We start from the raw sequence: 23,240 nt of genomic DNA, 5'->3' as shown, positions 1-23,240 counted from the left end.
CATGACGAAATTGTCTCGGAAAGAATCTTTTATATGGTGGATTTCAAGAATTGACCGATTCATTTTTACCCTTGTAGATTGGATTGTTGTAGCACTCGCTTTAGCTATCTCGATAGCAGTTGTGGCAACTGTATTTGCCCGGTATGTGCTGAACAACTCATTTTCTTGGGGAGAAGAACTACCGGGTTTATTGCTGATGTGCCTCACCTTTTTTGGGGCGGCATGGCTAGCCCGGTACAACGGTCACCTCGCCTTTGATGGCTTACTTTCGTTATTACCTCGACGATTGAGACAGATCGTTCAAACAATCAACCTGCTCCTTGTACAGTTTTTTTTAGTCGCCTTAACTTACTACGGCTGGGTGATCACTATAACGACTGGGCAGACCAGTCTAATCACTCTAGATTTGCCTCAGGCGCTGTTTAGGGCCGTCATTCCTGTGTGTGGGTTGATTATGATCCTTGCCTTTAGTCGTGAGCTGGTGATGGTATGGCATTCTCCCACCCCTCCTGGCTCTGCGCCTAATCACGACGATTACGAAGGTACATCAGCCTAAGAAAAGTCAACCATTAGAGAAGAGGTTTAGCTGTGGCTGCTTTCGCTTTGGGCTTAGCGAGTCTAAATTACGGATATTTGATTGTTTTCCTAATTGTGCTGTTTATCCTAATGGGGATGCCGATTGCCTTTGCATTAGGAACAACTGCGGCGATCGCAATCATGCTTGACCCGGCGGTAGATCCTGCTATCATCGGCGTCATTCCCTTCGGCGGGGCAAATAACTATCTACTTGCTGCTGCCGTGCTGTTTATGGTGACTGGGGAATTGATGAATGAGGGAGATATCGCCAGTCGCCTGATTAATTTTGCGAGTAGCTTGGTGGGTCACATTCGCGGCGGACTAGCCCATGTGAACATTGTTACTTCGCTATTTTTTGCAGGAATCTCAGGGACAGCAACGGCAGATGCAGCGGCAATTGGCTCTGTCATGATTCCTCAGATGGAAAAGCGAGGATTTGCAGTTAACTTTGCGGCGGCGGTGACGGCAACGTCAGCAACTTTATCCATTATTGTTCCTCCTAGCCTCAATCTCATTCTCTATGCCTACGTGTCAGGCACGTCAGTTGCTAGGCTATTCACAGCCGGAATCGTTCCAGGGTTGTTAGTCGCAAGTGGTTTGATTGCCGCTGCCTACGGCGTTTCTGTCAAAGAGGATTATCCAGTTGAGCATAAGTTCAGCTGGCGTCGAGTTGCAGATACAGGGAAGTCTGCTCTGTTACCTTTGACAATTCCGGTTCTAGTGCTGTGGGGATTGCTGGGTGGCGTTTTTACAGCGACCGAAGCCGGTGGAATTGCTGCTGTTGTCGCCCTAGTGCTTGCCGCTGGAGTTTATCGGAATGTGTCGGTTAGGCAGCTAGTTTCAGTGCTGCGATTAGCGGGCCAACGGACGGCCATGCTGATCTTCATCGTGTCTACGTCTTCGCTGCTTGGATGGTATCTAACGCGGCAGCGTATCCCTCAAGATATTGCAGAGGGTATTCTAAACGTTTCTGACAACTACTGGATTGTTTTAATCCTACTTAATCTCTTTTTCCTATTCGCGGGCACAGTCATTCACGGCACTCCCGCAATTCTGATGTTGGTGCCTATCTTTATTCCTCTAGTAGAACAATTAGGCATTGACCCAGTGCATTTTGGCTTGATTGTGACCTTGAATTTGGGTATTGGTCAGCAGACTCCACCAGTCGCTTCTGTTGTGCTAATAACCTGTGCGGTGGCAAATATTTCAATTTCTCAAATTCTCAAGCCCCTAAGCTACTTTTTGGGGGTGATGCTGCTTTGCTTGATCATCGTCAACCTTTTCCCAGGACTCTCTCTATGGTTACCTAATCTTTTAGCCCCGGAATTTTAGAAACTGAGTTTAGGGGTATCGTTGGTTTCCTGCTTCAGACATCTAGCGTAATCTGGTGCTCTCTTGAGTCCTATCAATTTATGCATATCCTTCTGGTGGATAGTAATTCAACGCTGCAGGCAACTAACCGGATGATTGAAGTCACCTGCACCTTTGCTTCTTTCGGTATGACTGTATTTCGCTGGTATCCTAGTGCTGCGTGCTCAAAGACTAGAACTGGTAGCGGTTCTCTAGCCAAATTCTCATTTCTGTCTCTGACGCATTGCGAATAATTTTTCCAGACGCACCATCGTAGGCATTCCATAAAACCTGACCAGCAGTGTCTTGGGTTGACCACACCTGGGGCTCAGCAGTTCCTGCCATTTGCGAAAGGAGCGTACGGAACAGATTTTTCAGCCAGCGCTTGAGATCTGATTGCCCTTTTGACTGGTTTGATGCGATCGCACTACGACGTAGAGGCCAGTAAGCCTGGTTGAGCTGAAAAGCGGGAGCAGTATAGGTTTTCATATGATCGGTTCCTTTATTTGACGACTGAATATAGTGTAAAAAATTGTCAAATTAGATACCAAAACTAGCATTCACTGCTCACATGAGAAGGTTTGATACTACGGTGACCTGCGCTGAATATTAATCCTGCATTCGGCGCTCACTATTTGGCGAGACGACAACCTTCGTTCAGTAAAGTTAAGGGCGTTGCTGAATGAGGGTATGAACTGATTTCTACAAATTTCGATATGTTTGGACTTAGGGCTTAAACTCATACTGTCTGTTCAGCAATGCCAGAACTAACCTTGCTGTTTTGTCACTGCCACCGTCAGATACACAGTCCTGAAATAGTTGGCAAATAGCGACACCCGGCATAGTCCGGCGCATAGTTGCAATCAGTCCATCTTATGTAGATACTCAACGATAGGCAAAGAGAAGATACATGAGTAATAGAAGGCAAAGATCAAACAGTTCTAAGTCTGCTCTACGGACGGTTGCTGAAGACGTCTTGGGCGTTTTTATAGTTTTAGTATTCGTCGCTGTTGTTCTTATCGGCTCAGTCCTATCCTTTGGCATGTTCCCAAGCGTGTTGATAGCAGGTTTTATTGTGTACGGCTTCTCAAGTAGCCTTCTGCTTTTCTATCTCTTTGCAGCTACACTCACGGCGAGTGCTCTGTTGTTAGGCTTCATGCCTATACTAGGCCAAGGTCTTTACTGGTTCATTGTTAGAGATTGGATAATATCAGGCTTTCAAGAAGGACTAGAGCCTAACCGATTGACTACTCTGGTTGTTTGGAGCGGTTTAGCTACCTCCTTTTGGAAAAGCCTATCTGTAATTTTAGCTTCTCCAGTGTTTGCGTCATTCACACCGAAGTTCTTCAAACAATACAGTAGATTTAGCAAGCAGAATCCAGTTGAGCAAAGAAATCCACAGCAAAACTCAGTTGAGCAAAAGAAGCCACCACAAGAATCGACTAAGCAGAATCTCTCTCAAACATCTTTTGCGCGCGCGTCGGAAGAGTTTTGCTTGCAGCACCTACCCAGCATATTCACACATTGGGACAAATCCGAACTACAGACTCTTAAATGTAACTACGAAGACTTTGAAAATAGTAGCAGCCGTGACTATCTTGCTCTGCTGAAGAAAAGCGCAGAACGCTTCGAGCGAACAATTAATTCACTCGAGCTTTACCGCAATAAGCTAGGACGCATCAGGTTCGAGAAAGAAAGGCCATGTATGGATCTAGTCCGAAGAGATACACCACGATCTGTCCCTAGCAAGGAAACGTATATGACTAGATTCATATACAAAATTGCGTTTGAGCAGGAAGTTCGCAGTGCCTCTTTCGTAAAATCGGCGCGTATAGAGGCAATCACGATATATCAGCGCAACGATATCCGACTACTATGTCTTTCCCTAGATGAATCAGCTTTGTAGCAACTTGTTTTCGATAGAATAGTGACTGAAGCGTTCACCACTTTGTCCCACATCTTCTCTATCAGTGAAACTGCCATATGAGAGCAAATTGCCAGCTAGCCTGTAGGTGTATCCAACGCTAGCGCATAACAATTCGAAGATCAGCAATTTGATAGGGCAAGATCCTAGTGCAGGATCTGAGAAAGAAAAGTCTTTAGCCGTTCTTCTTTGGGATTGTTGAAGAACTGATCGGGGGTCGTATCAGCAATTAGGCTGCCTTCTGTCAAGAAGATAATGCGATCGGCAACTTCGCGGGCAAATCCGACTTCGTGAGTGACGCACACCATGGTCATGCCAGATTCTGCGAGCGATCGCATCACATCTAGCACCTCGCGCACCATCTCTGGATCAAGGGCGGAGGTGGGCTCGTCAAACAGCATGACTTTGGGTTTCATGGCTAGGGCTCTGGCGATCGCTACTCGCTGCTGCTGACCACCAGAAAGCTGACCTGGATATTTTTCGGCCTGGTGAGCGATGCCGACTCTTTCGAGTAATTCCATCGCCACCTGTTCAGCCTCGGCCTTGGACAGGCCGCGCAGCTTGATCGGGCCGATAGTAATGTTTTTAAGAATGGTGAGATGCGGAAATAGGTTGAACTGTTGAAAGACCATACCGACTTCGCGGCGAACTAGCTCGATTCCTTTCTTGCCATGAGAAATAGGAGTGCCATCGATCTCAATGCTGCCTTTCTGATAGGGCTCTAGGCCATTGAATGTTCGAATAAAGGTGGATTTACCAGAGCCAGACGGCCCCATCAGCACGACCACTTCTCCTTTGTTTACCGTTAGGCTCACGCCCTTTAAGACATTGAATCCATTGTCGTACGTTTTTTCGACGTTTTTGGCAACGATGATCGGTGACTTTTCTAAGGTTGCGGTGCTAGCACCGTTTAGATCGGGTTGTAAGCTTGTCATTTGAAGGGCTCCTGTGAGGATAGATGGCTGTGGGGAATAGCAACGACGCTGTCAGTTTGGTTTGTTGATTTATTTGTTAAACCGATATCTCTTTCGGCCTTGTATGGTTTTGTATGGCGTCTGGGCTCAAGTGGTTTGGGCGATCGCCTCAGGTAGCGGCTCGCCAAACCACGCTTGTGACATTTCGTTGAGTCGCCCAGATTGCTTTGTTAGCGCAATGATCTCATTGATTTTGTCAACAAATTCGGTATCGCCTTCTCTGACGCCGACGTAGCAAGGAGAATCTTTTAGGATGAACTTGCTAGTAATCTCACTGGCAGGATTATCGCGAATGAGTTTGGCGGCTACGATGTTTCCAGTGGCGATCGCATCCACCTGACCAGACACCAGCGCCGACGCCGTCAGGCTGTTGTTGGCATATCGCTTGATATCGACGTTGCTGATATTCTCGGTCAGACTAGAGATTTCCAAATCTTCTAACGATCCTTGGGCTACTCCGATAGAGCGGTTCGAGAGATCTTCAATCACTGCAATCTCTGCGCTAGGCCCACCGTAGATCGCTGAAAAGAATGGAGCGTAGGGCTCAGAGAAATCAATGATCAAATCACGCTCGTCATTTTTTCCGAGGCTAGAGATAATCATGTCCACCCGATCGGTTTGAAGAAATGGAATCCGATAGCCACCCACGACAGGGATAATCTCTAGCTCGGCGTTTAATCCCTTGGCAATCTCTTTGGCCATATCAATGTCGTAGCCGATTGGCTCCATAGAGGTGTTGACAAAGCCGAAGGGCGGAAAATCCGAAGGCACCGCCACTTTAACCTGGCCGGATTCTCGAATTTGTTCTAGGGTCGCTTCGACCGGAAGCTGAGCAATATCCTCAGGCGTAATCTGAGCTTGTGACCCGACTGAAGTGGGTTCGCCACCGCAGGCGGCAATGCCGAGAGCCAGCAAAAAGCTAAAAAGACAGAAGGCAACAAACCTCTGCCACTTTGAAAACATTGCGCTTAGCAGCTCTAATACCATCTGTTCTACCTCCGAGGTTTTCTCTAACTGCTTTTTCTTCCGTTGCTGAATTGCTGAGATGCTTAGGCGTTTACTTGTAGGCCAGCTTTTTCTCTAGCCGCTGGCTCCAGGTCGAAAGCGGATAGCAAAGGGCAAAGTAAATCAGTCCGGCTAGGCCAAAGATCAGCAGCGACTGCAAGGTGACATTATTGATCAAAGAGGCCGCCCGAGAGAGTTCGGTAAAGCCGATGATAGAGGCGAGCGAGGTGCCTTTGATTACCTGTACTAGAAAACCGACTGTGGGTGCGATCGCCAACCGCACCGCCTGCGGCAAAATGATTAGTTTCAACTGGTCGAAATAGCCAAAGCCAATCGCCGAGGCTGCTTGCCACTGACCTCTGGGTACAGCCTGGATAGAGCCGCGCCAGATGTCGCCTAGAAAGGCACTGGTATAAGCGGTGAGCGCTATGGCCGCAGCGACTAAAGGCGACAGGTTGATGCCAGTAACCACCGAGAAACCGAAGAATGCTAAAAACAGCTGTAGCAGTAAAGGGGTTCCTTGAAAAAATTCAATGTACAGCCAGCTAATCCGACTTAGCAGCTTGTTAGAAGAGATCCGCATCAGTGCGATCAAAGCGCCGACTAGTCCACCCCCCACAAAGGCGATCAGAGATAAAATAATTGTCCATCTGGTGGCTATGACAAGGTTGATAAAAATACGAGATAGCGTAAACTCGTCCATGGCTACCGTTCCTAATAGTTGGCTTGGGATAGTTGACTTTTAGCGGATTGGTTAGAGAGTTAGTTTCTACGAGAAAGCTAGATTTTCAAGCCAGTCTGCTTCCTGCCTACACTGCCTATTGCCTGTACTTAGCAAACTCAAAAAAGCGAGATTCTATGACATAGGCCAGTGCTTTGACAATCCAAACAATCGCGAGATAGAGAATCGCCAAGGTGAAGTAAATCTCAAAACTGCGAAATGTTCTAGCATCTAGATAGTTGCCAGCATAGGTGAGATCTTCAGCCGCAATTTGTGAAACCACGCTGGTAAACAAAACGGCCAGAATCACCTGCCCCACTAATGAGGAGTAAATATTAGCTAGAGCTGGCGGAATCACGATATGACGAAACACGTCTAGCTTGTTGAAGCCGATGGCCAGACCGGCTTCGACCTGCCCTTTTGGAATGCTCTCTACGCCTGCTCTGACAATCTCAGTCGAGTAGGCACCAAAGTTAATTGCCAGAGAAACAATCGCCGCTTGTTCTGCTGAGAGCTTCAGCCCTAATGCTGGCAAGCCAAAGAAGATAAAAAAGAGCTGAATCAGGTAAGGCGTATTGCGAATAATCTCTACATAGGCCAGGGCGATACCATTGAGCAAGCGGTTCCCAGAAGTCCTAAATAGAGAGCCGACAATACCAATGACTAAACCAAACGCCACGGCCAGTAGCGATAGTCTTAGCGTTAGCCACGCGCCTGCTAACAAGACACCGAAGTTGTCCCAGATGACCGAGAAATCAAACGAATAATCCATAAGCCTATCTAGTTCTGCTGACGTTGCAAGCGGATGATTTGTATACAACGTAGAAGATGGCTTGACTTAAGTTTGTGCTGGTTTATACTGCCAAAATGATTTCGACAAGAATCTTTAGGCTATGTCTGTTATTGAGAAACCAATGGGCCAATCAAGTGAGCAATTAGATGGATTAGGTTGGGGCTCAGACGCTGATAAAATTCAGTTGGTAAAGGTTACGATCCTTTGAAAAAAATTGCTTCCTTCTTTCAAGCACTTTCTTTTTGAGTTCTCTCAAGCATTCTAAGCAGCTAAAAATGCCAATTACCCAGTCCCTTTTAATAGTTACCGCCCTCGGATTTGTCAGTGGCTTTTTGATCACGCTTCAAGAGGTCGGTTTAGACTATCTAGTCAACAAAGAATGGTTAGGCTGGGGCATTACTCTTCGCAAATTCGCCTTTAGTACGCTGAGTTTAGCGGTGCTATTTAGCATCGGCGGCGCTTTGATTACCAACTGGGAGCCGGTGCGATCGCTCAACATTGCCCCCGAAGGCATTGTCCCCTTCTTCTTCAAAACCGCCATCTTCCTCAGTATCGTCACGCCCATCAGCAGCCAGATCAGAGTCGCTCTAGCGCAGCGCCAAACCACCCCTGAAGACAGCAGCCAAGAATAAACTCTACTGGTTCACCGATGGAATATTTCACCGCAACCGATAAGACAGTGCTTTTTGGAATAGCCGCCGGTCTATTCGGTGGATTGCTTAATAGCGCCGTAGAAATCATGCTCAAATGGTGGAACAAAGAAACACTAGTCAGCCAGCGTGAACTCGTGGCTCGATCTCTTTTTCGTAGCCTCATCTGGGCAATCGTTTACGGTGCTGGTGCCTTTATCCTCATACTCTATGACACAAAAACACCTTTGCAGAAGATCAATCAATACCTCTTTTTCATTACACTCTGCTTAGGCTTAGGCGAACCCTTCTACAACCGTGCATATAACCGGGTCTGGAACTGGCTAAGCAATAGATACAATGCCTAAGCCCGTGACTGTTGAGACGCGATCACCTATATAACGAGCACTCGAAACTTAGCCAACCAGGTGCAGTCTAGAAATAACTGCTTAGACAGGCTTACAGTAAATCCGCAGCTTTCGCTAGAATCAAACAACAGGCGTTTGACTAGTGTTCTTATGGTTCAATCTATCAGTCTTGATATCCCAGATAGCATTGTTCGACAGGCTCAGCAGCTTGCTAGCCAAAGCCAGCAGCGTCCCGAAGATATTCTTTTAGAGTGGCTCACTCACAGTTTCATAGAGCACCCTGTAGAAACTCTGCCCGATAGCCAAGTTCTTGCCCTCTGCAACATGCAGCTCGATGAGCAGCAGCAGGCAACCCTTAATAGCTTGCTCGATAAACAGCGCGAAGATGAACTCACCCCAGCAGATAATAAAGAGCTGCAATTCCTAATGAAGCTCTACCGTCGCGGTTTGCTTCGTAAAGCTAAGGCTCTCAAATTAGCTGTTGAGCGTGGTCTTATTCCTCCTCTAAATGCTGCATGAGCAGATATATTTCTGTAGACCTTTCTCAGCGTATTCGAGTATCAGCACAAAATCGCTGTGGTTACTGCTTAAGTCCACAAAGGCTTGTTATGGCGCGCCTTGAGATTGAGCATATTGTTCCACTTGCGGAGGGCGGCACTAACGACGAATCCAATCTTTGGCTAGCTTGCCCCTTGTGCAACGGACACAAATCCAGAAAAATCAAAGCAGTGGATCCAGAAACAGAAAAAACCGCGCCACTATTCAATCCAAGAACTCAGCTTTGGTGTGAACATTTTCGATGGTCAGATGATGGAACTAGAGTAGTCGGTATCACTCCTATAGGAAGAGCTACTGTTGCTGCGCTCTGTTTAGACAGCGACTCAGACGCAATTGAGGTGCGTCGGTATTGGATCGAAGCGGGCTGGCATCCACCTGAAGCACTCTAACTAAAGCCGTTCTAAACATGTCACCACAACAGCACCCTCAAAATCTTCGTTATGACGACCTATTTCGAAGGCGTTTGAATCTTAGGCAGATCTGTGGCCCTGATATTGTTGACTAAGGTGCGGCTGAGCATGGGGTGATTGCGATCGCGAAATCCCAAATCACTATCTGGATGAAATACCACCAAATCTAAACCCTGGGCATAGGTCACAAATCGGTGCTGATGATCAGATGAAATGTGAAACAAAGTGCCGGGTATTAGGTTGTAGCAGGTCTTTTGATCGCAGCATTGACCGCCGCCTTTGATGATGATGCCAATGCGATCGCTCGGGTGACTATGCATTGTCTGATTCACGTTCGGCGGCATATACAGCGCGTGCAAACAAGGATCGCCGACTCTTGTCGGTGCAATCAAAAGGCTCGTTGTGCCGCCATCAATGTAGGGGAAGCAGCCTTTTGATTCTATCGGCCCACCGATCAAAAAACGCCCCGTGTGTACTAGTTGGGTAACTACGATTCCCGCACCATTTTGACCGCCAACAGTGACGGCTTCTGCCGCAGAAAAATACATTCCCGCTGATAGTGGGAAAGGCGCTGTTTGCCCGTTGCGCTCTAGCTGAGCTTCACCTTGCCAAACAAAGCCGAAATGCGTCCCCTTCGCGGGTAGCGCCAACGTTTCATCTTTCCAGAATCTGGTTTGAATGAGCTGCCTCCCCTGATCGGTAGTCTGACTGGTAGCTTGATCGGTAGCTCGATTAATCAGCGCCTTTGAAGTGGCGTTGAGGGGATAGATATTAATTGACATCGCTTGCCACCGTCGGACTAAACAACCCTTTCTCGATCGCTTGTCGGCGGTCTGGTTCTAACATACAGCCGTCGCTGTAGAGACAATCGACCAGCAGTTTTGCGGTCCGATAATACTGTTTGAGCAACTGCTTCTCACCATCGCTGAAGGACCATTTTTGACGAATATGACGGCGATCTTTGGCCACATGGCGAGCGGCGTCAGCGACATCTTTGATTGCTTCAGCGTCAGCCGTCTCTGGTTGGAATCGTTCAATGTGAAAGCGCTCGATGATATCTTTTAGTTTTTTATCTTCTTTAGGGTTCAACTTTTTAGAATCGAGCACGATCTCAATGGCGATCATCATGGCCTCATTCGCAGACTTGCACCCGGCAATTTGTTTGAGCGGATCGCTAACCTGCTGGTCGTATTGCCTAACGCGGGCGATCGCATCTTCTAACCCAACACCTTCTAGCATTCGAGTCAAAAAGCTTGCACAGACTAGCAAATTTGCTCGCCGATCTAGCCGAATCGCCACCGCCCGGTTTTCATCAATATCGAAATCAATATCAAACAAAAAAGCGCGAACCGCCGCTGGCTTAAACCCTGCAAAATATGGCTGCTGAGCCTGCTGCGCGACATCTGCTAAAAACGTTTGCAGCCTAGACGATTCGACCAAAAGAGAAGACGCTTTTGCTGCTAGCGGCGACAGCAGCAGATCCGCATTTCTTAGCAGCTCACTAGTCAGTAAAAAGACTTCTCTCCAGCGAGGCTGTAGCGCCTGCTGATCGGCTAGCCGCGCCATTGTCTCTTTAAGGTTGTCGCTATTGAGCGTCAGCTCTCGGGCGACAAAATATTCGTGAAACGTTAGATGAGAAAATGAGTAGCAGCGTTTGGCTCGCTCCACCAGCAAACCGTGCTGCGCCTCAATAGAATGCAGCACTGTTGTACTGTCTACCTGTAGCACCTCTAAATCGTCGCTCGCCTCAGGTAAGTTGCGAATGTAGTGGGTGATCAGATATTCCAAATCACGCTGACGGAAAAAGTACTGTGCCTGCTGAAATGTAGTTAGGGCGATCTGACTGAGCAGATCTTTCTTCCGCCTAAGCGATAGTTTTTTATACACCTGGTCGCGATGGACTCCTCGCGAGGAGTCCCATTTTTTGAGCAGTGTTTCAATCCCTTCTTGATACAGTTCGCTGCGGCTGCTAGGCAGCGAACTCGATACTTCAAATGCCAAACACAGCAGCGTCAACAACAAAGGCGTTACTGCTAACTCTGCTAGCCTGGGCCGCTTGGCCAAACCTTGCAAAAACGTCTGCGGCAGCATTGGCTTGTTCGCAAACCACCGATGGGCAAACGCTTTTACCTGATCGGCGTCAAAGTCGGCAATCTCCACTTCTGTAAACTGCTCAAAGGTATACTCCCAGGCAGCGACCCGGCAGGTCATCAGAAAATGATTGTCATGGAACTCTTCAGAGACAACGCGAATTTCACGCAGTACCCAATTGTGCGCCTCTTGGCTCACCTCATCTAAACCATCCAACAGCAACAATGCTCGGCCCGCAATCAGTACCTGTTTTAGCTGCAACAGATGTTTTTCAATTTCCGTTTCACTCAAAGCCGTTATTCGACTCTTTAAATGCCGATGGCTTAAAAAAGAGAGCAGTCCTAGCCGATTTGGATTCTCAGCAAACTGTTTTAGATTGATAAATAGAGGCAGGCGATCCGGCTCAAACTGGCCATCGATACATTGAATGGCTAAATGCTTTAGAAAGGTAGTTTTACCGGCACCGGGCTTTCCTAGCACAATTAGCTTTTTGTGCTGAGCGACTGCTTCCATCACAGGGACGCGCGGCTGCGAAACCTGACCGAATCCTAGGCGGTCAAAGTCTCCGGCTTCAGCTTGGGCAAGCAAATCTTGCAGCGGTCGGCGCTGATGGCTGCTGACTTGTTCGAGAATGTTGACGTTGGTGTAAAGATCGCCTAGCCCCACGGGTTGAGACATATCGAGCACGCGCATGGTGCCGCAGCGTTCATAGAGGCTCTCGGTTGCGGTTTGACGAAGCGATCGCACCAGTTCATCAATATCTTCTGCCTCTTCTGAGCCACTGAGTCCTTCTACCTTCTCTCCTTCTGACTTCTCTGACTTAGGCGTTACTATGACATCTGAGGCTTGAGTTAATCCTGCGATCATCTGCCAGTCCAAACCGAGGCGATCGCACAGCCGCAAAAATAGTCCCTGTTCGATCGCAACGCCCTTAAAAAAATTGATTACCGGCTGTCGACTGCAGCCAGCTGCATGGCTTAGGTCTGTCTTAGTAATTCCTGACAGCTTTAAAGACTGCGCCGCCAGCCGCTGTCCTTCCTTTGAAGCTTGTAAAGAAGGCTTTGCCATAGGGCTATCAAAATCAACCTACCCATCCTATCGTGATCGCTTCCTCACACTTTACATACGCAGTAAATCGACAACATATTGACAAATCTTAGGCAACCACATAGTATTTACGCAGTCTTTAATTAGACAATACATTTACAAGTAAGGAAGTTTGACATGAGGGAACTGACCAGCCGAACGATCCGTCAATACCTCCTTCAGCAGGCGCTCAGCCACAAAGCAGGCAGACGGACGTTTCTAGCGAGAGATCTCTATACCAATACGCCTGTCATCGTCAAAATTCTTCAGTTCAGCCATGCCTTCGACTGGGATGGGCTCAAGCTATTCCAAAGAGAAGCTCAGATCCTTCAGCAGCTAGAACATTCCTCTATTCCTCAATACAAAGACAGCTTTGAAGCTGAAGTCGACGGTGTGCATAGCTTTGTGCTAGTGCAGACCTACATTCCGGCCCCGTCGCTTCAGAAAGTAGTCGAAGCTGGCAAACTATTTTCTGAAGCAGAAGTTATTGCGATCGCCCAAAAGCTGCTGACAACGCTGATCTATCTACACCAGCAGCTTCCGCCCGTCATTCATCGCGATATTAAGCCCAGCAATATTCTAATTAGCGATCCTTCTCCTAGAGCAACTGTCAGGATCGCAGGTGTCATGGAAAGAAACGTCTACCTAGTTGATTTTGGCGCTGTGCAGATTACCGCGAGTAAAGGCAGCGGTACAGTCACCATCGTCGGCAGCTATGGCTACATGCCGCTAGAACAATTTTTAGGACAAACTACGCCTGCTTCCGATCTCTATAGTCTAGGGATGACGCTGCTTTATCTATTGACTGGCATGCACCCCTCAGAATTACCTCAATTCGATGGCCGCGTCCAGATTGAGCGCCTATGTGAAATTTCAGGATTGAGCGATTGGTTTACTCGTTGGCTGTCGCAGATGAGTGCGCCCTACGCGGATCAGCGCTTTGAATCGGCTGCGATCGCCCTTTTGGCTCTCAATTCCAAAGACGACCTGTCCGGCTGCTATTTTCCCTATCTGCGACCTGACTCGTCTCAACTACATATCTATCGTCAAAAGGACGAACTCAAGATCGTCTCTGAGTCATCGTCTCGAAACCCATACCTTGACTTACTAGGTTGTCTTCTCTTTACACCTTTCTTGTTTGCAATGGTAATGCCTTTCACAGGACCGCCTGTAGCGATTATCATTCTCTCCGTCTTGAACGGAAGTGTCCTGTTAGACGCTTTTCAAAGATATTGGCAAGGTGCAAATGAATATAACGTGATATTTATCAGCCGCACATCAGGCGTCTGTGCAGGAACGGCAAGAGGGCATCGTCACAGTCAACTGTCTGATATTAAACCAACACGCATAGCGTCTCCATTTAACAGCATCAAGCTTTTAACCTATAACCCTGGCTATACTTTCACTCACTACTACGACAAGAAAAAGCTTACTGTCTCGTCTAGTAGCATTCGTCTACCGCCTAAACTATCAATTCACGCAAAGAAGCAGGAATATTCCATTGAAGGTAAATCTCTTTCTGAGGCAGAACAGCTATGGATTGGCAGAGAACTCAACAGTTTTCTGGGGCTGTCTTTGCAAAGAATCAACCCTACCGGCCCGAGTAAAGTATACCCGGACATAGTGGTCAGACTAAACGGAGAAAGACCAGATGAATAAGAGGAAGAACAAAACAGAGCCAAAACTCTAATAGAGATTCAGAGTGAATAGAGAAATTATGAAAGCTGCCATTCAAAAAATAGAACGATACAGTCTACAAAAAGAGCTAAGTACAGAAGAAAGACGAAGGGCCGGTAGGCAAACTTTTCTAGCAAAAGATACCAGCACACAAGAACCTGTTGTTGTCAAAATTATTCGGATAGATCAAGCTGTTCACACCGCCGATCAGTGGGTAGAACTCAAGCTCTTTGAGCGAGAAAGTAACATTCTACAAACGCTAGATCATCCGACACTACCAAGATATAAAGATGCCTTTGAAACAGATATTGAAGGCGTTCGTAGCTTCGTGCTAGTGCAAACCTATCTCGAAGCCGACTCTTTAGAGACATTACTTCAGTCGAGTAAACGATTCTCAGAAGCCGAAGTATTAGATATTGCTAAGCAACTGCTCACCACTTTGAGCTATCTCCATACGCAAACGCCACCAGTCATCCACCGCGACATCAAGCCCAGCAATATTTTAGTGGGTTCACCCAGAAGCGAAGCTGATAGCGGCTTTGGTAGTATCTATCTAATCGATTTTGGCTCGATTCACACAGACCTCACCAAAGAAAGCGGCACTATTACCATCGTCGGCAGCTATGGCTATATTCCGTTAGAACAATTCGCCGGACGGGCCACGTCTGCGTCTGATCTATACAGCCTAGGGATGACTTTAATCCATCTAGTCACAGGCATTCACCCTGCTGATATCGCTCATATCAACGGCAAAATTCAGCTGCCGCGCTCTCTTCAGCCAGCGTTGGCTCAATGGCTAGAAAAGATGACTCATCCCGATCTCAATCGACGATTTGATTCTGCTCAGCAGGCTCTGATTGCACTTCAAGCAAAAGAACATAGCCAGAGTCGCTATCATCATCTGAAGCCGGAAGACACAGAAATAGTTGTTGAGAGGGGACGTGATCGCATCCAAATCTCTATAAAAGACTCTGAATGCAACCAATCCGATCTGGCAAGAATCATCATCATTCTCATCTGGCTATTCGTAATATTCTTCCAGATGCCAGCCTTACTCTTTATTATCATTCTACTAGATAGGATATTGAAGAGACGCATCGAATCGTTTATCATTCAGCTGTTCAAAGGTCTACCGGACTGCTGGAAATGGCAGGTTGTAGTCGAGATAGATCGAAAGCGAGGTATCCGTATAGGCACCCGTCGGCAAAACCAGACAGCAGTGAAGTGGCAAAAGTGGGCTTCTCACTTCACAGACATTGACCTACTCGCTTACAACCCTGGCTATAAGTTCAACAGCTATACCCAAGGAGATCAGACTATTAGACAGAGCGGCGGTGGTGTCCTGCCTGAACTATCTGTACATGCTGGTGAACTCTCATATCCTATCGGCCTTAGCCAGCTCTCTACAGCCGAATATTGGTGGCTCGGCCAAGAACTCAGCGATTTCATAGGCTTAGAGCTACAAACCATCTATCCCATGCCGATCGTTACCGTTGCCGACAATACTTGCGGTGGCTGCGGCTGCTGACTTTCTGCTCAGCTAACTTTTTAACCCAAGACACCATCTGCCTTCATTCAGCTTGCCTTCATCTAGCCTGCAAGCGCCATCAGCCAACTACAACAATATGACTCCCGATCAAAAAATACTGTACGACCAGATTGTCCAGTTCACACTCGACCAGCCCGGTGTGCTCTGTCCTTTCTCGACTAAGCTCGCCTGGCAATATGGGTGGTCAGGCGTTTTCACGCTTAGGGCCATTCGCGAGTACAAGAAATTCATCTTTCTAGTGATGGTCTCAGAGCAGCGTCTGTCACCCGCCACCGTAATCGATCGCGTTTGGCATCAGCATATTCTTTATACCCAGTCCTACTGGATCGATTTTTGCGAGAAACTGCTCAAGCGCCAAATTCATCACACCCCAGGACTTGGTGGTGAAGAAGAAGGCATGAAATATTATCGGCAGTGTGACCAAACCCTGACGCTTTACAAGCAGTACTTCGGTCGTCCGCCCGCAGACATTTGGAACCCACCGCAAACCACCGTCGAAACCCTCGACTATCAGTGGATTAACCGCACTCGACACTGGGTAATTCCCAAGCCGACCTTTGAATTAGGTCAGCGCACCCTCTACTGACTGAGCAACTTCATAATGTTCGTTAGGCAGCACCTACTCAATATCTGTTTAGCATCTATAGTCAGGGCAACAGCGGTAAAACGATGACTGCGAGCAGCGAAAAATCAAGGGCTAAGAAGAGATGGTTGATTGGTGCGATCGCTCTACTAGTGAGCGTCAGCACGGGAACATACGCTAGAAGACACTTAGCAATAGCAGCTCAAAATAGGCTTGAAGAGACTTGTAGGGAAGCAAGGCTACAAGCCGATCTGCCGCTTGTTGTATTCCACGATTCATCTGGCGAGGAAATTGCCTTTATTAAAGGAACAGGATACGAATTTAGTGCCCAGACGGGCAGATTGATTACTCGCGATTCTTTAGGAGGTGATTGTGAGGATGTCGAGGTTCTTTACGACTTCTCTGGAAACACGATAATTCAGTTTCCTGTCGAGGCATCTGTTCGAGGATTTGATGTAGAAGGCGAAACGATTTTCACGTCTTTCCTCTTGAGTCAGCCGGAGCCAGAATCAGTCGCATACGATATAGATGGCAATCAGGTGGTTACTTTTGACGGTAGCTTTGCAGACACTTACGAGAAATTTGACAACCACGTTTATACTCGCAGAGTTTTTACCAAAAGTCTGAATCTATCTTCTAACCGACAGATTCAGATGTATGATTTCTCAGGAGAAAATACTGTTTTTCTAAAGGGTAGTGACGTTTCGGTTTTTTCAACGCTCAATCCACCATATGATATGCCGATTGTCACTGAATCCAGCGATCGCTCCTACCTGTACGACCTGTATGGCGACGAAATTTTCCAAACTGAGGGGACGCTTATCAACGTCTTCAAGAACAATAAGAGAGAAGCGCAGCTTCTGGCTTTTAGAGTGTCTACGTCTCCTGTTGTAAACGATGATGAAATTCACTTATACACGATATCAGGAGAGAAAGTGGCCTCTCTCAAGGGAACTTTTGCAAGCGTAGTTGAGATAGAAGGGAAACAATATATCTCAACTACTGAGCAGCCATCCGCCATCACTAATCTCTATAACTTTTCAGGGAATAAGGTTGACCCTGATAGCCTTGAAACCGAAAGACAGAGGTTGTCACCACAGCAAATAGCCAAGCTAGAAGGCAAATTCTTGGAATTTACTGAAGACGGACAAATCATCACATACACCGATGAGCAAACGATCGTACACGATGCTACAGGTAGAGCGATAGCGACATTTGAAGGCACTTCTCCAAAGCTGGTTGGAACGAACTGGCGACTAGTCACGTATTCAAACCAGCAGAAAAAGTCGTTTCTCTATGAGCTTGATTCTAAGAACAAACTTGCGACACTAAGTGGCAAGCTTTCAATTGTTTCAAAGGGCAAGCGGCGGCTATTGCTTACGACCGATGCGACAAAAGATATAAGTTACCTTTATGACGAGGAAGGAGAGGTAGTATCGAAGCACATAGGGTCAATTTCAAAGACCGTTCATCTTCGTCCCAAACCAGGATTTGCTGCTGATGACAGCTATCTTATCACCACGACACAACAAGGGGCATTACACATTTGGCCATTGTTGTGGTAGTAACTGTATGACAGGCAACTGTCATACAGTTACTAACCCGTTCGGATAAGAAGCAATGTCCTTGGAGATAATATTGACTCGAAGTAACAAAGGCTTCTAACGGATCTATCTATCGTGCTCGAAAATACGCTGGTTCTTGGCGAAGTCGTTGGCGCGATCGCAGGCACCATAATCGGAATTCAAACCGTCGCCATCCAAATGTGGTTCGAAGATAGTCCGAAAAGCTGGCGAAGCTTAATCAGGACTATCAGCGCCTATACCTTGGGATTGGCTATCATCTTTGGCACACTCACCTATACAGGCATCATCAGCCCAGACCCTCAAAAGCCACTCATAGAATTTAGAGATGCGGTTCTATTCGGTCTTCCTTTTCCATTCTTGATCCAGTCGCTCAAGCGAACGAGCCAGTAAGGAAAATGGCTCGGAAAAATCATAGATTTTGTTTTCTAATTTGTAGAATATGAAGTCGCTGCCGTTAGTCACCATGCCAAAGCTTGGCTGCTGCGGTGCGGCGCTCATATACGCTAGGCACTGAGGTAGCGCAATATCGGCTGCAAACCTTGAGCGTTTAGCTTCTACAGTAAGTATCCACGATAATCTCGCACAACCAACACATCCATCCGTCCTCGATAGATCTCATCGCGTTCTGCAACTTCTAGACTGATTGGAACTTCGGAGCGAACAAAGAAAGGAGGCTCGTGAAACCCTAGATACTCTAACAGCGGAGCCACAATCGATAGAAGTACCGTCCCCTCAGTAAGCAAGTCGGCGCTGTAGTAGTTGTGATATCGCTGTTGTAGATGGTCAAGGAAGGCTTTTTCACTATCTGGTTTTTTATTAGCTTTGTCACCGTCGCGTCTGCCATCATCTGGGAGTGCAATCAGTGTTTACCATTCTAGGAAGAAGGACGCATCTTTGGCTCGACTAAGTGCTAGGCGCTCATGCAATGTCTGAAAGCTGGATAGAGTTGGCTCGACTGCCAGTGAAGTCGCCATTCTAGGTGCAGACGTAAGGGCAGACGTAAGGATAGACTCATTGTAAGAGTTTTATTTGTTATGCATTCACTTGGGCACATTCACTTGAGCGTATTCACTTGAGCGATCGCATACCTAGCCGCTGCCAAGCCTAACTTAGCCTGTTCGATTGCCGATAGATCGTTCCATTTGGTCTGACGGACAGACTGAACAGTTGCCTCTACGAATTCATCAGCGCTACTGCCGCGCATTGCCAAGGCCATCGGCCTAGCTATCACTCGCAAATCTGCTTCGGCCACATCATTCAGACACTCTTGCACACAGCCGATCATCTGCTTCATCATCGGCTTACCGCTATTGGCCATCTGCTGCGCCTTTTCTGCAATGACCGCCAGCATATCAGCAGGCACCCGTTCCGCAAATTTCTGCTGTAGCTGAACTAGTAAACCGTCTTCTGAGTTGATCCACACGCCGTCGAGCTGAGTTGATAGGGTTTCCCACCCTTGCGCCGCTTCGGCCTCAGAAATTTCCAAAAACGCACCAGCAGCCAAGAGTCTTTCTTCATACTCGGCGGCTGTCTCTGTATTTATCCAGGGCGAACTCTGTACCGGGTCTAAGACAGTTTGTAACAGTTCGGCCTCAATAGCAGATAGTTTTGGCTTGTCCGTATCGCCAGAAGATGAAGATGCGTGGGTCATAGTTCGCGCTTACCTGATGGTTGAGATGGTTGTGTGTGACAAAGGAAGGATACAGCGACGCGCTTGGTCGTTCCGCATAGTTGCCTCAGTTTTTGCCAAAATCCGCTGGCGTCGCTTTGAAGATTTAGTTTAGTCAGCGCCAAGACCTTGTAGTTACTTTGCAATCATGCTAAGACTCGATGACAAATTCTAGAAGCTGACCGTCAGACTGACTGCCAAATCGAATTTGAGTACCGGGGCGCAGAGCAACTTCTCGGCGGTGAACTTCTTGCCAGCTACCGTCGTGCCGATAGAACGTGCCGTAGCGAGAATTGTCTCGAAGAAAATAAGCCATCGCTAAACCGTTCTCTGCCTGCTGCCGACGGTGAAAGATTTCAGCATGGCGGCTAGATACCCACGGATCAGAAATCACTAGGTCGTTTAGATCCGGCTTTCGACCGATCCGCATAACGTCGCTGTAGATTGGCCAGACTTTTTGAGGGTCGTCGGTGTCTCGGAGTAGGGCCTGTCGAACGGGCGGACGAAAGGCGGTGTGCTGATTGATTTGGGTGGTTTCTTCAGAGAGCAATAGCTCGCCGTCAAAATCAGGATGCATATAAAGAACGGGCAGTGTCCAGGCAGGTTGGTTGAAATGATAGAGGGTAAGCAAGTGTTGACGGGCGATCGCAACGGCTTCATCGACTGCCTTGCGCTCTGCTAACGCCTGAGCAAACGCCTGAATAAAGCTAACGGCCTCTTCATCTGCAATCGAATCGCGCATGGCGACTACAGCCGGCAGGCCATGATGCAGCAGCACTTCAGCCAAACTACTGCGAGGCAGCGACCTTGAGCGGCTCTCTTCTGGCTGCGCCCCCCAGCAAGTATTGAACACGGCTAGCCGTACCTTCGCCCTGAGCAACACCTGCGATAGCTCAGTGCCGCTCAATGTCGTATCCGATAAAAACAGCAACCCACCGTCTGGCCCTGGCATGCCGTGCCCTGAATAGAAGAAAACATTGTAGCCGCCTGTTTCTAGCGCATTCGACAGCTCGGCGGCGCTGGGCTGCACTAACATATCCACCCGCCGCTTAGCTGCTGGTCGCAGGTTTAGATAGCTGTTCTTCTCTAAGATTTTCTTTAGCAGCGCTGCCTCTTGCTCCAACTTGAGCTGTGCTGATGCCGAGGCGTCTTCAGTTTCGTTAGGGCTGTCTTTCCCTAACACCAGCAAAATCCTCAGCGCTCGATCTAGAGGTCTTACCTCTAGCGAATCAACATCGCTAGAGGTGCGGCTAAAGAGAATTTTGCGCTTTAGTGAGAGGGCCCGGCTGCCTGCCTGTCGCTGCATGATCTCCCAAGGCAGCGAGATCAGCTCAGGATCGCGAATTTCCAACCGTAGTCGCAAAGGTAGATCTTGACCAATCGCAATTCCTTGCGCTCGTTCCAAGCTACTTTTAACCGGACCCGCAAACAGCCACTGCCAAAGATTCATGCCCAAATGCTGCATGTAGCGGCTGCTGTAGCTTGCAGGCTGGTTTGTCACTGGGGTAGCGAGATCCGCGTTCGACAAAGCCGCGTTCGACAGATCGCCCTCGCTTAAGAATCGAGGTATATAGGCCGAAGGAATATGCGGCACCTGCGGCAGTCCCCGCACCGAAAAGACCGACTGCCAGCTCTGCCAGGCATCGGCTAGCTGCGGACTCCAGTCACAGTCATAGTGAACATGGCCGCTAGGGTGAGGCGATCGCAATACCCAAATGGCAAAGCGATCGCCCTGCAATTTCAAACTGTCCACCGCGACCCACAGGCCCAAAGCCTCCTGCCTTGCCATTAGTCACAACTTCCTATCTGCGTGGATTGCAAATCGGTAATGGGCTCCGCGAAGCCAGGTAGCCGCGATTCTAACGTCCAGCCCCTACTTCCTGGTGGTACGAATAGAGGCCGATCGACATCGGTTGATTCTGGCTCATTTAGTGAGTTAGCAGATGGACTATTCGCCGGGTTAGGCACATCTGTTTCAGCGGGGACTTCAGAAAGATTGGCCCCGGATGGAATTGAACACAGCTCTAGCTGCACCCAGGCCGTCTGGTTTTCAATCGTTTGCTTGTTCAAAACCCGAGCAATCCCACCGGTTGGAATCGTTCCAGGGATGGTATTCTCGGCAGCTCCGTCATCTGCAATCACTGGCGATGGATATAACAATAGCCGTGACGAATCAGGTAGGCTAGCTTCATTAGCATCTTCGCCGACTGGCGTACTGCGAATACCTACCCCGTCTAGCTGACGAATGCGGAGATAATCGCCTACCGCAAAGTTAACGGTAGCAACCGGAGAATTTGGTACAGGCAGCGTAGCGCGGTCAGCATTAGCGCCCTCAGTATCCACACTCGATTCACTAGAGCTAGCAGGCTGTGAGTTTTCTCTTAGCCCAGGCAGTATCGTATAGGCCAGCACGCCAAAAATAGCCAGCAGCAAAACGACCAGTCCTATCTTTTGTAAGTTATTTTGATCAGCCGTGCGTGCGGGCGTAGAAGCATCCTTTGCAGTAGAAGCCTTCGCAGTGGGTTTAGCAGAGACAGACCGAGTCTTTAGCTGTCGGGTTTTAGGCTGACTAGATTGATCCAGGCTAGTTTGAGCTTGACTAGTTTGAGCTTGACTAGTCTGAGCGTGAGGCAGAATGGTTGCCTCGCTCGGTTCGGTCACCGCCATAGATAGTGAACCTGCTAACGTCCTCGGAATCATTCGCTCAGAGGTGTTTAGAGTTCGTGCGGCCAGTAGCCCTACGGTTACATTGTCATGGCCGTTGTACTTGTTAGCCAGTGCAATCAACTGCTGTCCCACTACGTCTGCTTTACGCTCTCCATTGACTAGGGGCTTTAGCACGTTGATCCAAAATTGCTCTACGCGATCGCTATCACTCAATCCATCCGAACACAGCAAGAAGACGCAGTCCTGATCGATTACAAACCGCTGTACCGTTGGCCTTAGCATCTGTGATGGCCCCATCCCAAGCGCCTGCACTAGCGATCCGGCCCCTGGCTGAGTCAGCATTTCTCTGTACAGACTGCCCCCCAAACGCACTTGTCTAGAGGCCACATCGTCGTCTAATGTCACCTGCTGACAGTTGTTCTGGCTGATACGATAGGCCCGGCTATCGCCTAGATGAGCGATATAGACGTCTGCGCCGCTTACTAGCGCCAGCACCAAAGTCGTGCCCATACGATCGCGAGCTTGCCGCTGCGCCTGATCATTTTGTACCGAAATTTCGTCATTCGCCGCGCAGATTGCCTGTTCGATCGCCAGCGAAGTCTCAACTGAGCTAAGACTGCTGCTATCGGGTGACAGCAGCGGCGCTAGCTGAGTTCTAATAGTTGCGATCGCTAGCTTAGAGGCGACATCTCCGCCCTGGTGACCGCCGATACCATCACAGACGATCAGCAGTTGCGGTGCGGCTTCTGTCTTTTCGCTTGTCAGCGTTAGATAGGAACCACTTTCTGGAAAACAGGCATCCTCGTTGCGCTTTCGAGTAGGGCCTTGGTCGGTATAGACTGCCATCCCGTAGGAGATGCTCTGCTCTTGAGCAATCTCGGTGATTGCTAGACTCAATCGCTCACATAGCTGTTCAGCACTGATCTGACTCTGCTCTAGGCGATCGCACAGCTCAGTTAAGAAAGCGCGTATAGAGGAATGAGCCTCAGCGGCCAAGGGCTGCCAGCTACGGGCTAAATCTACT

At 48.3% G+C, this 23,240-nt stretch carries 23 protein-coding genes; 12 read left to right on the top strand and 11 right to left on the bottom strand.

Going from position 1 to position 23,240, the window contains the following annotated elements; all coding sequences use genetic code 11:
* Nucleotide 1: 1 nt before the first annotated feature.
* Together IQ256_RS08700 and IQ256_RS08695 are read left to right on the top strand one after the other, a co-directional pair.
* The gene (locus IQ256_RS08700) at nt 2–556 is read left to right on the top strand and encodes a TRAP transporter small permease (protein ID WP_193855146.1); all 555 of its coding nucleotides are present in this window, start codon (nt 2–4) and stop codon (nt 554–556) included.
* 32 nt (nt 557–588) lie between these two features.
* Nucleotides 589–1,908, top strand: a complete 1,320-nt coding sequence (locus tag IQ256_RS08695) for a TRAP transporter large permease (protein WP_370623384.1) — start codon at nt 589–591, stop codon at nt 1,906–1,908.
* A gap of 210 nt (nt 1,909–2,118) precedes the next feature.
* Here IQ256_RS08695 and IQ256_RS08690 read toward each other — a convergent pair whose 3' ends face one another.
* Nucleotides 2,119–2,415, bottom strand: coding sequence for a hypothetical protein (locus IQ256_RS08690; protein ID WP_193855145.1), 297 nt, complete (start codon nt 2,413–2,415; stop codon nt 2,119–2,121).
* Nucleotides 2,416–3,685: 1,270 nt separating this feature from the next.
* Between IQ256_RS08690 and IQ256_RS29525 the strand changes: the two genes are divergently transcribed.
* Nucleotides 3,686–3,832, top strand: coding sequence for a hypothetical protein (locus IQ256_RS29525; RefSeq protein WP_228024700.1), 147 nt, complete (start codon nt 3,686–3,688; stop codon nt 3,830–3,832).
* Between the two features lie 164 nt (nt 3,833–3,996).
* Here IQ256_RS29525 and IQ256_RS08685 read toward each other — a convergent pair whose 3' ends face one another.
* From IQ256_RS08685 to IQ256_RS08670, 4 genes are all read right to left on the bottom strand, one after another.
* Nucleotides 3,997–4,725 carry an amino acid ABC transporter ATP-binding protein gene (locus IQ256_RS08685; RefSeq protein WP_193855180.1) on the bottom strand — a complete coding sequence of 243 codons (729 nt, stop codon included), beginning with the start codon at nt 4,723–4,725 and terminating at the stop codon, nt 3,997–3,999.
* A gap of 186 nt (nt 4,726–4,911) precedes the next feature.
* Nucleotides 4,912–5,811, bottom strand: coding sequence for a transporter substrate-binding domain-containing protein (locus IQ256_RS08680; protein WP_193855144.1), 900 nt, complete (start codon nt 5,809–5,811; stop codon nt 4,912–4,914).
* Between the two features lie 70 nt (nt 5,812–5,881).
* Nucleotides 5,882–6,532, bottom strand: a complete 651-nt coding sequence (locus IQ256_RS08675) for an amino acid ABC transporter permease (protein ID WP_193855143.1) — start codon at nt 6,530–6,532, stop codon at nt 5,882–5,884.
* Nucleotides 6,533–6,647: 115 nt separating this feature from the next.
* Complete coding sequence (locus IQ256_RS08670; RefSeq protein WP_193855142.1) at nt 6,648–7,322, bottom strand: amino acid ABC transporter permease; 675 nt, start codon at nt 7,320–7,322, stop codon at nt 6,648–6,650.
* A 296-nt stretch (nt 7,323–7,618) separates the two neighbouring features.
* Here IQ256_RS08670 and IQ256_RS08665 point away from each other — a divergent pair, with 296 nt between their 5' ends.
* The 4 genes from IQ256_RS08665 (at nt 7,619) to IQ256_RS08650 (ending at nt 9,287) form a co-directional block, all read left to right on the top strand.
* On the top strand, nt 7,619–7,975 hold the full coding sequence (locus tag IQ256_RS08665; protein ID WP_193855141.1) for a hypothetical protein: 357 nt from the start codon (nt 7,619–7,621) through the stop codon (nt 7,973–7,975).
* 17 nt (nt 7,976–7,992) lie between these two features.
* Complete coding sequence (locus tag IQ256_RS08660) at nt 7,993–8,340, top strand: hypothetical protein (RefSeq protein WP_193855140.1); 348 nt, start codon at nt 7,993–7,995, stop codon at nt 8,338–8,340.
* A 150-nt stretch (nt 8,341–8,490) separates the two neighbouring features.
* Nucleotides 8,491–8,859, top strand: a complete 369-nt coding sequence (locus tag IQ256_RS08655; RefSeq protein WP_193855139.1) for a hypothetical protein — start codon at nt 8,491–8,493, stop codon at nt 8,857–8,859.
* Nucleotides 8,856–9,287: an HNH endonuclease gene (locus tag IQ256_RS08650; RefSeq protein ID WP_193855138.1), complete on the top strand. Its 432-nt coding sequence runs from the start codon at nt 8,856–8,858 to the stop codon at nt 9,285–9,287. The genes IQ256_RS08655 and IQ256_RS08650 overlap by 4 nt, the downstream gene beginning before the upstream one ends.
* Nucleotides 9,288–9,346: 59 nt before the next feature.
* Here IQ256_RS08650 and IQ256_RS08645 read toward each other — a convergent pair whose 3' ends face one another.
* Together IQ256_RS08645 and IQ256_RS08640 are read right to left on the bottom strand one after the other, a co-directional pair.
* Nucleotides 9,347–10,090, bottom strand: a complete 744-nt coding sequence (locus IQ256_RS08645; RefSeq protein ID WP_228024698.1) for a hypothetical protein — start codon at nt 10,088–10,090, stop codon at nt 9,347–9,349.
* Entirely contained in the window at nt 10,080–12,467 is a 2,388-nt protein-coding gene (locus tag IQ256_RS08640; RefSeq protein ID WP_193855137.1) for an NACHT domain-containing NTPase, read from the bottom strand. The genes IQ256_RS08645 and IQ256_RS08640 overlap by 11 nt, the downstream gene beginning before the upstream one ends.
* Nucleotides 12,468–12,623: 156 nt before the next feature.
* Between IQ256_RS08640 and IQ256_RS08635 the strand changes: the two genes are divergently transcribed.
* From IQ256_RS08635 to IQ256_RS08615, 5 genes are all read left to right on the top strand, one after another.
* Complete coding sequence (locus tag IQ256_RS08635; protein WP_193855136.1) at nt 12,624–14,144, top strand: serine/threonine-protein kinase; 1,521 nt, start codon at nt 12,624–12,626, stop codon at nt 14,142–14,144.
* 58 nt (nt 14,145–14,202) lie between these two features.
* Entirely contained in the window at nt 14,203–15,690 is a 1,488-nt protein-coding gene (locus IQ256_RS08630; RefSeq protein WP_193855135.1) for a serine/threonine-protein kinase, read from the top strand.
* Between the two features lie 97 nt (nt 15,691–15,787).
* Nucleotides 15,788–16,297, top strand: a complete 510-nt coding sequence (locus tag IQ256_RS08625; protein ID WP_193855134.1) for a hypothetical protein — start codon at nt 15,788–15,790, stop codon at nt 16,295–16,297.
* Between the two features lie 338 nt (nt 16,298–16,635).
* On the top strand, nt 16,636–17,859 hold the full coding sequence (locus tag IQ256_RS08620; protein WP_193855133.1) for a hypothetical protein: 1,224 nt from the start codon (nt 16,636–16,638) through the stop codon (nt 17,857–17,859).
* Nucleotides 17,860–17,973: 114 nt separating this feature from the next.
* On the top strand, nt 17,974–18,270 hold the full coding sequence (locus IQ256_RS08615; protein WP_193855132.1) for a hypothetical protein: 297 nt from the start codon (nt 17,974–17,976) through the stop codon (nt 18,268–18,270).
* A 164-nt stretch (nt 18,271–18,434) separates the two neighbouring features.
* On the opposite strand, the gene IQ256_RS08610 is transcribed toward IQ256_RS08615, so the two are convergent.
* The 4 genes from IQ256_RS08610 to IQ256_RS08595 all read right to left on the bottom strand — a co-directional run.
* Nucleotides 18,435–18,590, bottom strand: coding sequence for a hypothetical protein (locus IQ256_RS08610; RefSeq protein WP_193855131.1), 156 nt, complete (start codon nt 18,588–18,590; stop codon nt 18,435–18,437).
* Between the two features lie 344 nt (nt 18,591–18,934).
* Nucleotides 18,935–19,531 carry a hypothetical protein gene (locus tag IQ256_RS08605; RefSeq protein ID WP_193855130.1) on the bottom strand — a complete coding sequence of 199 codons (597 nt, stop codon included), beginning with the start codon at nt 19,529–19,531 and terminating at the stop codon, nt 18,935–18,937.
* Between the two features lie 169 nt (nt 19,532–19,700).
* Nucleotides 19,701–21,338: a CHAT domain-containing protein gene (locus IQ256_RS08600; RefSeq protein ID WP_193855129.1), complete on the bottom strand. Its 1,638-nt coding sequence runs from the start codon at nt 21,336–21,338 to the stop codon at nt 19,701–19,703.
* On the bottom strand, nt 21,338–23,240 hold a 1,903-nt coding region (locus IQ256_RS08595), incomplete at its 5' end, for a PP2C family serine/threonine-protein phosphatase (protein ID WP_193855128.1). The genes IQ256_RS08595 and IQ256_RS08600, both read right to left, overlap by 1 nt.

Source organism: cf. Phormidesmis sp. LEGE 11477 (assembly GCF_015207105.1).
GTDB lineage: Bacteria > Cyanobacteriota > Cyanobacteriia > Phormidesmidales > Phormidesmidaceae > Phormidesmis.
Note: the sequence above shows the minus strand (reverse complement) of the source record. Positions and strands in the feature narration are given on the sequence as shown.

Coding starts and splice junctions, on each gene's coding strand:
- IQ256_RS08700 (WP_193855146.1), top strand. CDS start 2: ATGACGAAATTGTCTCGGAAAGAATCTTTTATATGGTGGATTTCAAGA.
- IQ256_RS08690 (WP_193855145.1), bottom strand. CDS start 2,415: ATGAAAACCTATACTGCTCCCGCTTTTCAGCTCAACCAGGCTTACTGG.
- IQ256_RS29525 (WP_228024700.1), top strand. CDS start 3,686: ATGACTAGATTCATATACAAAATTGCGTTTGAGCAGGAAGTTCGCAGT.
- IQ256_RS08680 (WP_193855144.1), bottom strand. CDS start 5,811: ATGGTATTAGAGCTGCTAAGCGCAATGTTTTCAAAGTGGCAGAGGTTT.
- IQ256_RS08675 (WP_193855143.1), bottom strand. CDS start 6,532: ATGGACGAGTTTACGCTATCTCGTATTTTTATCAACCTTGTCATAGCC.
- IQ256_RS08670 (WP_193855142.1), bottom strand. CDS start 7,322: ATGGATTATTCGTTTGATTTCTCGGTCATCTGGGACAACTTCGGTGTC.
- IQ256_RS08665 (WP_193855141.1), top strand. CDS start 7,619: ATGCCAATTACCCAGTCCCTTTTAATAGTTACCGCCCTCGGATTTGTC.
- IQ256_RS08660 (WP_193855140.1), top strand. CDS start 7,993: ATGGAATATTTCACCGCAACCGATAAGACAGTGCTTTTTGGAATAGCC.
- IQ256_RS08655 (WP_193855139.1), top strand. CDS start 8,491: ATGGTTCAATCTATCAGTCTTGATATCCCAGATAGCATTGTTCGACAG.
- IQ256_RS08650 (WP_193855138.1), top strand. CDS start 8,856: ATGAGCAGATATATTTCTGTAGACCTTTCTCAGCGTATTCGAGTATCA.
- IQ256_RS08645 (WP_228024698.1), bottom strand. CDS start 10,090: ATGTCAATTAATATCTATCCCCTCAACGCCACTTCAAAGGCGCTGATT.
- IQ256_RS08640 (WP_193855137.1), bottom strand. CDS start 12,467: ATGGCAAAGCCTTCTTTACAAGCTTCAAAGGAAGGACAGCGGCTGGCG.
- IQ256_RS08635 (WP_193855136.1), top strand. CDS start 12,624: ATGAGGGAACTGACCAGCCGAACGATCCGTCAATACCTCCTTCAGCAG.
- IQ256_RS08630 (WP_193855135.1), top strand. CDS start 14,203: ATGAAAGCTGCCATTCAAAAAATAGAACGATACAGTCTACAAAAAGAG.
- IQ256_RS08625 (WP_193855134.1), top strand. CDS start 15,788: ATGACTCCCGATCAAAAAATACTGTACGACCAGATTGTCCAGTTCACA.
- IQ256_RS08605 (WP_193855130.1), bottom strand. CDS start 19,531: ATGACCCACGCATCTTCATCTTCTGGCGATACGGACAAGCCAAAACTA.
- IQ256_RS08600 (WP_193855129.1), bottom strand. CDS start 21,338: ATGGCAAGGCAGGAGGCTTTGGGCCTGTGGGTCGCGGTGGACAGTTTG.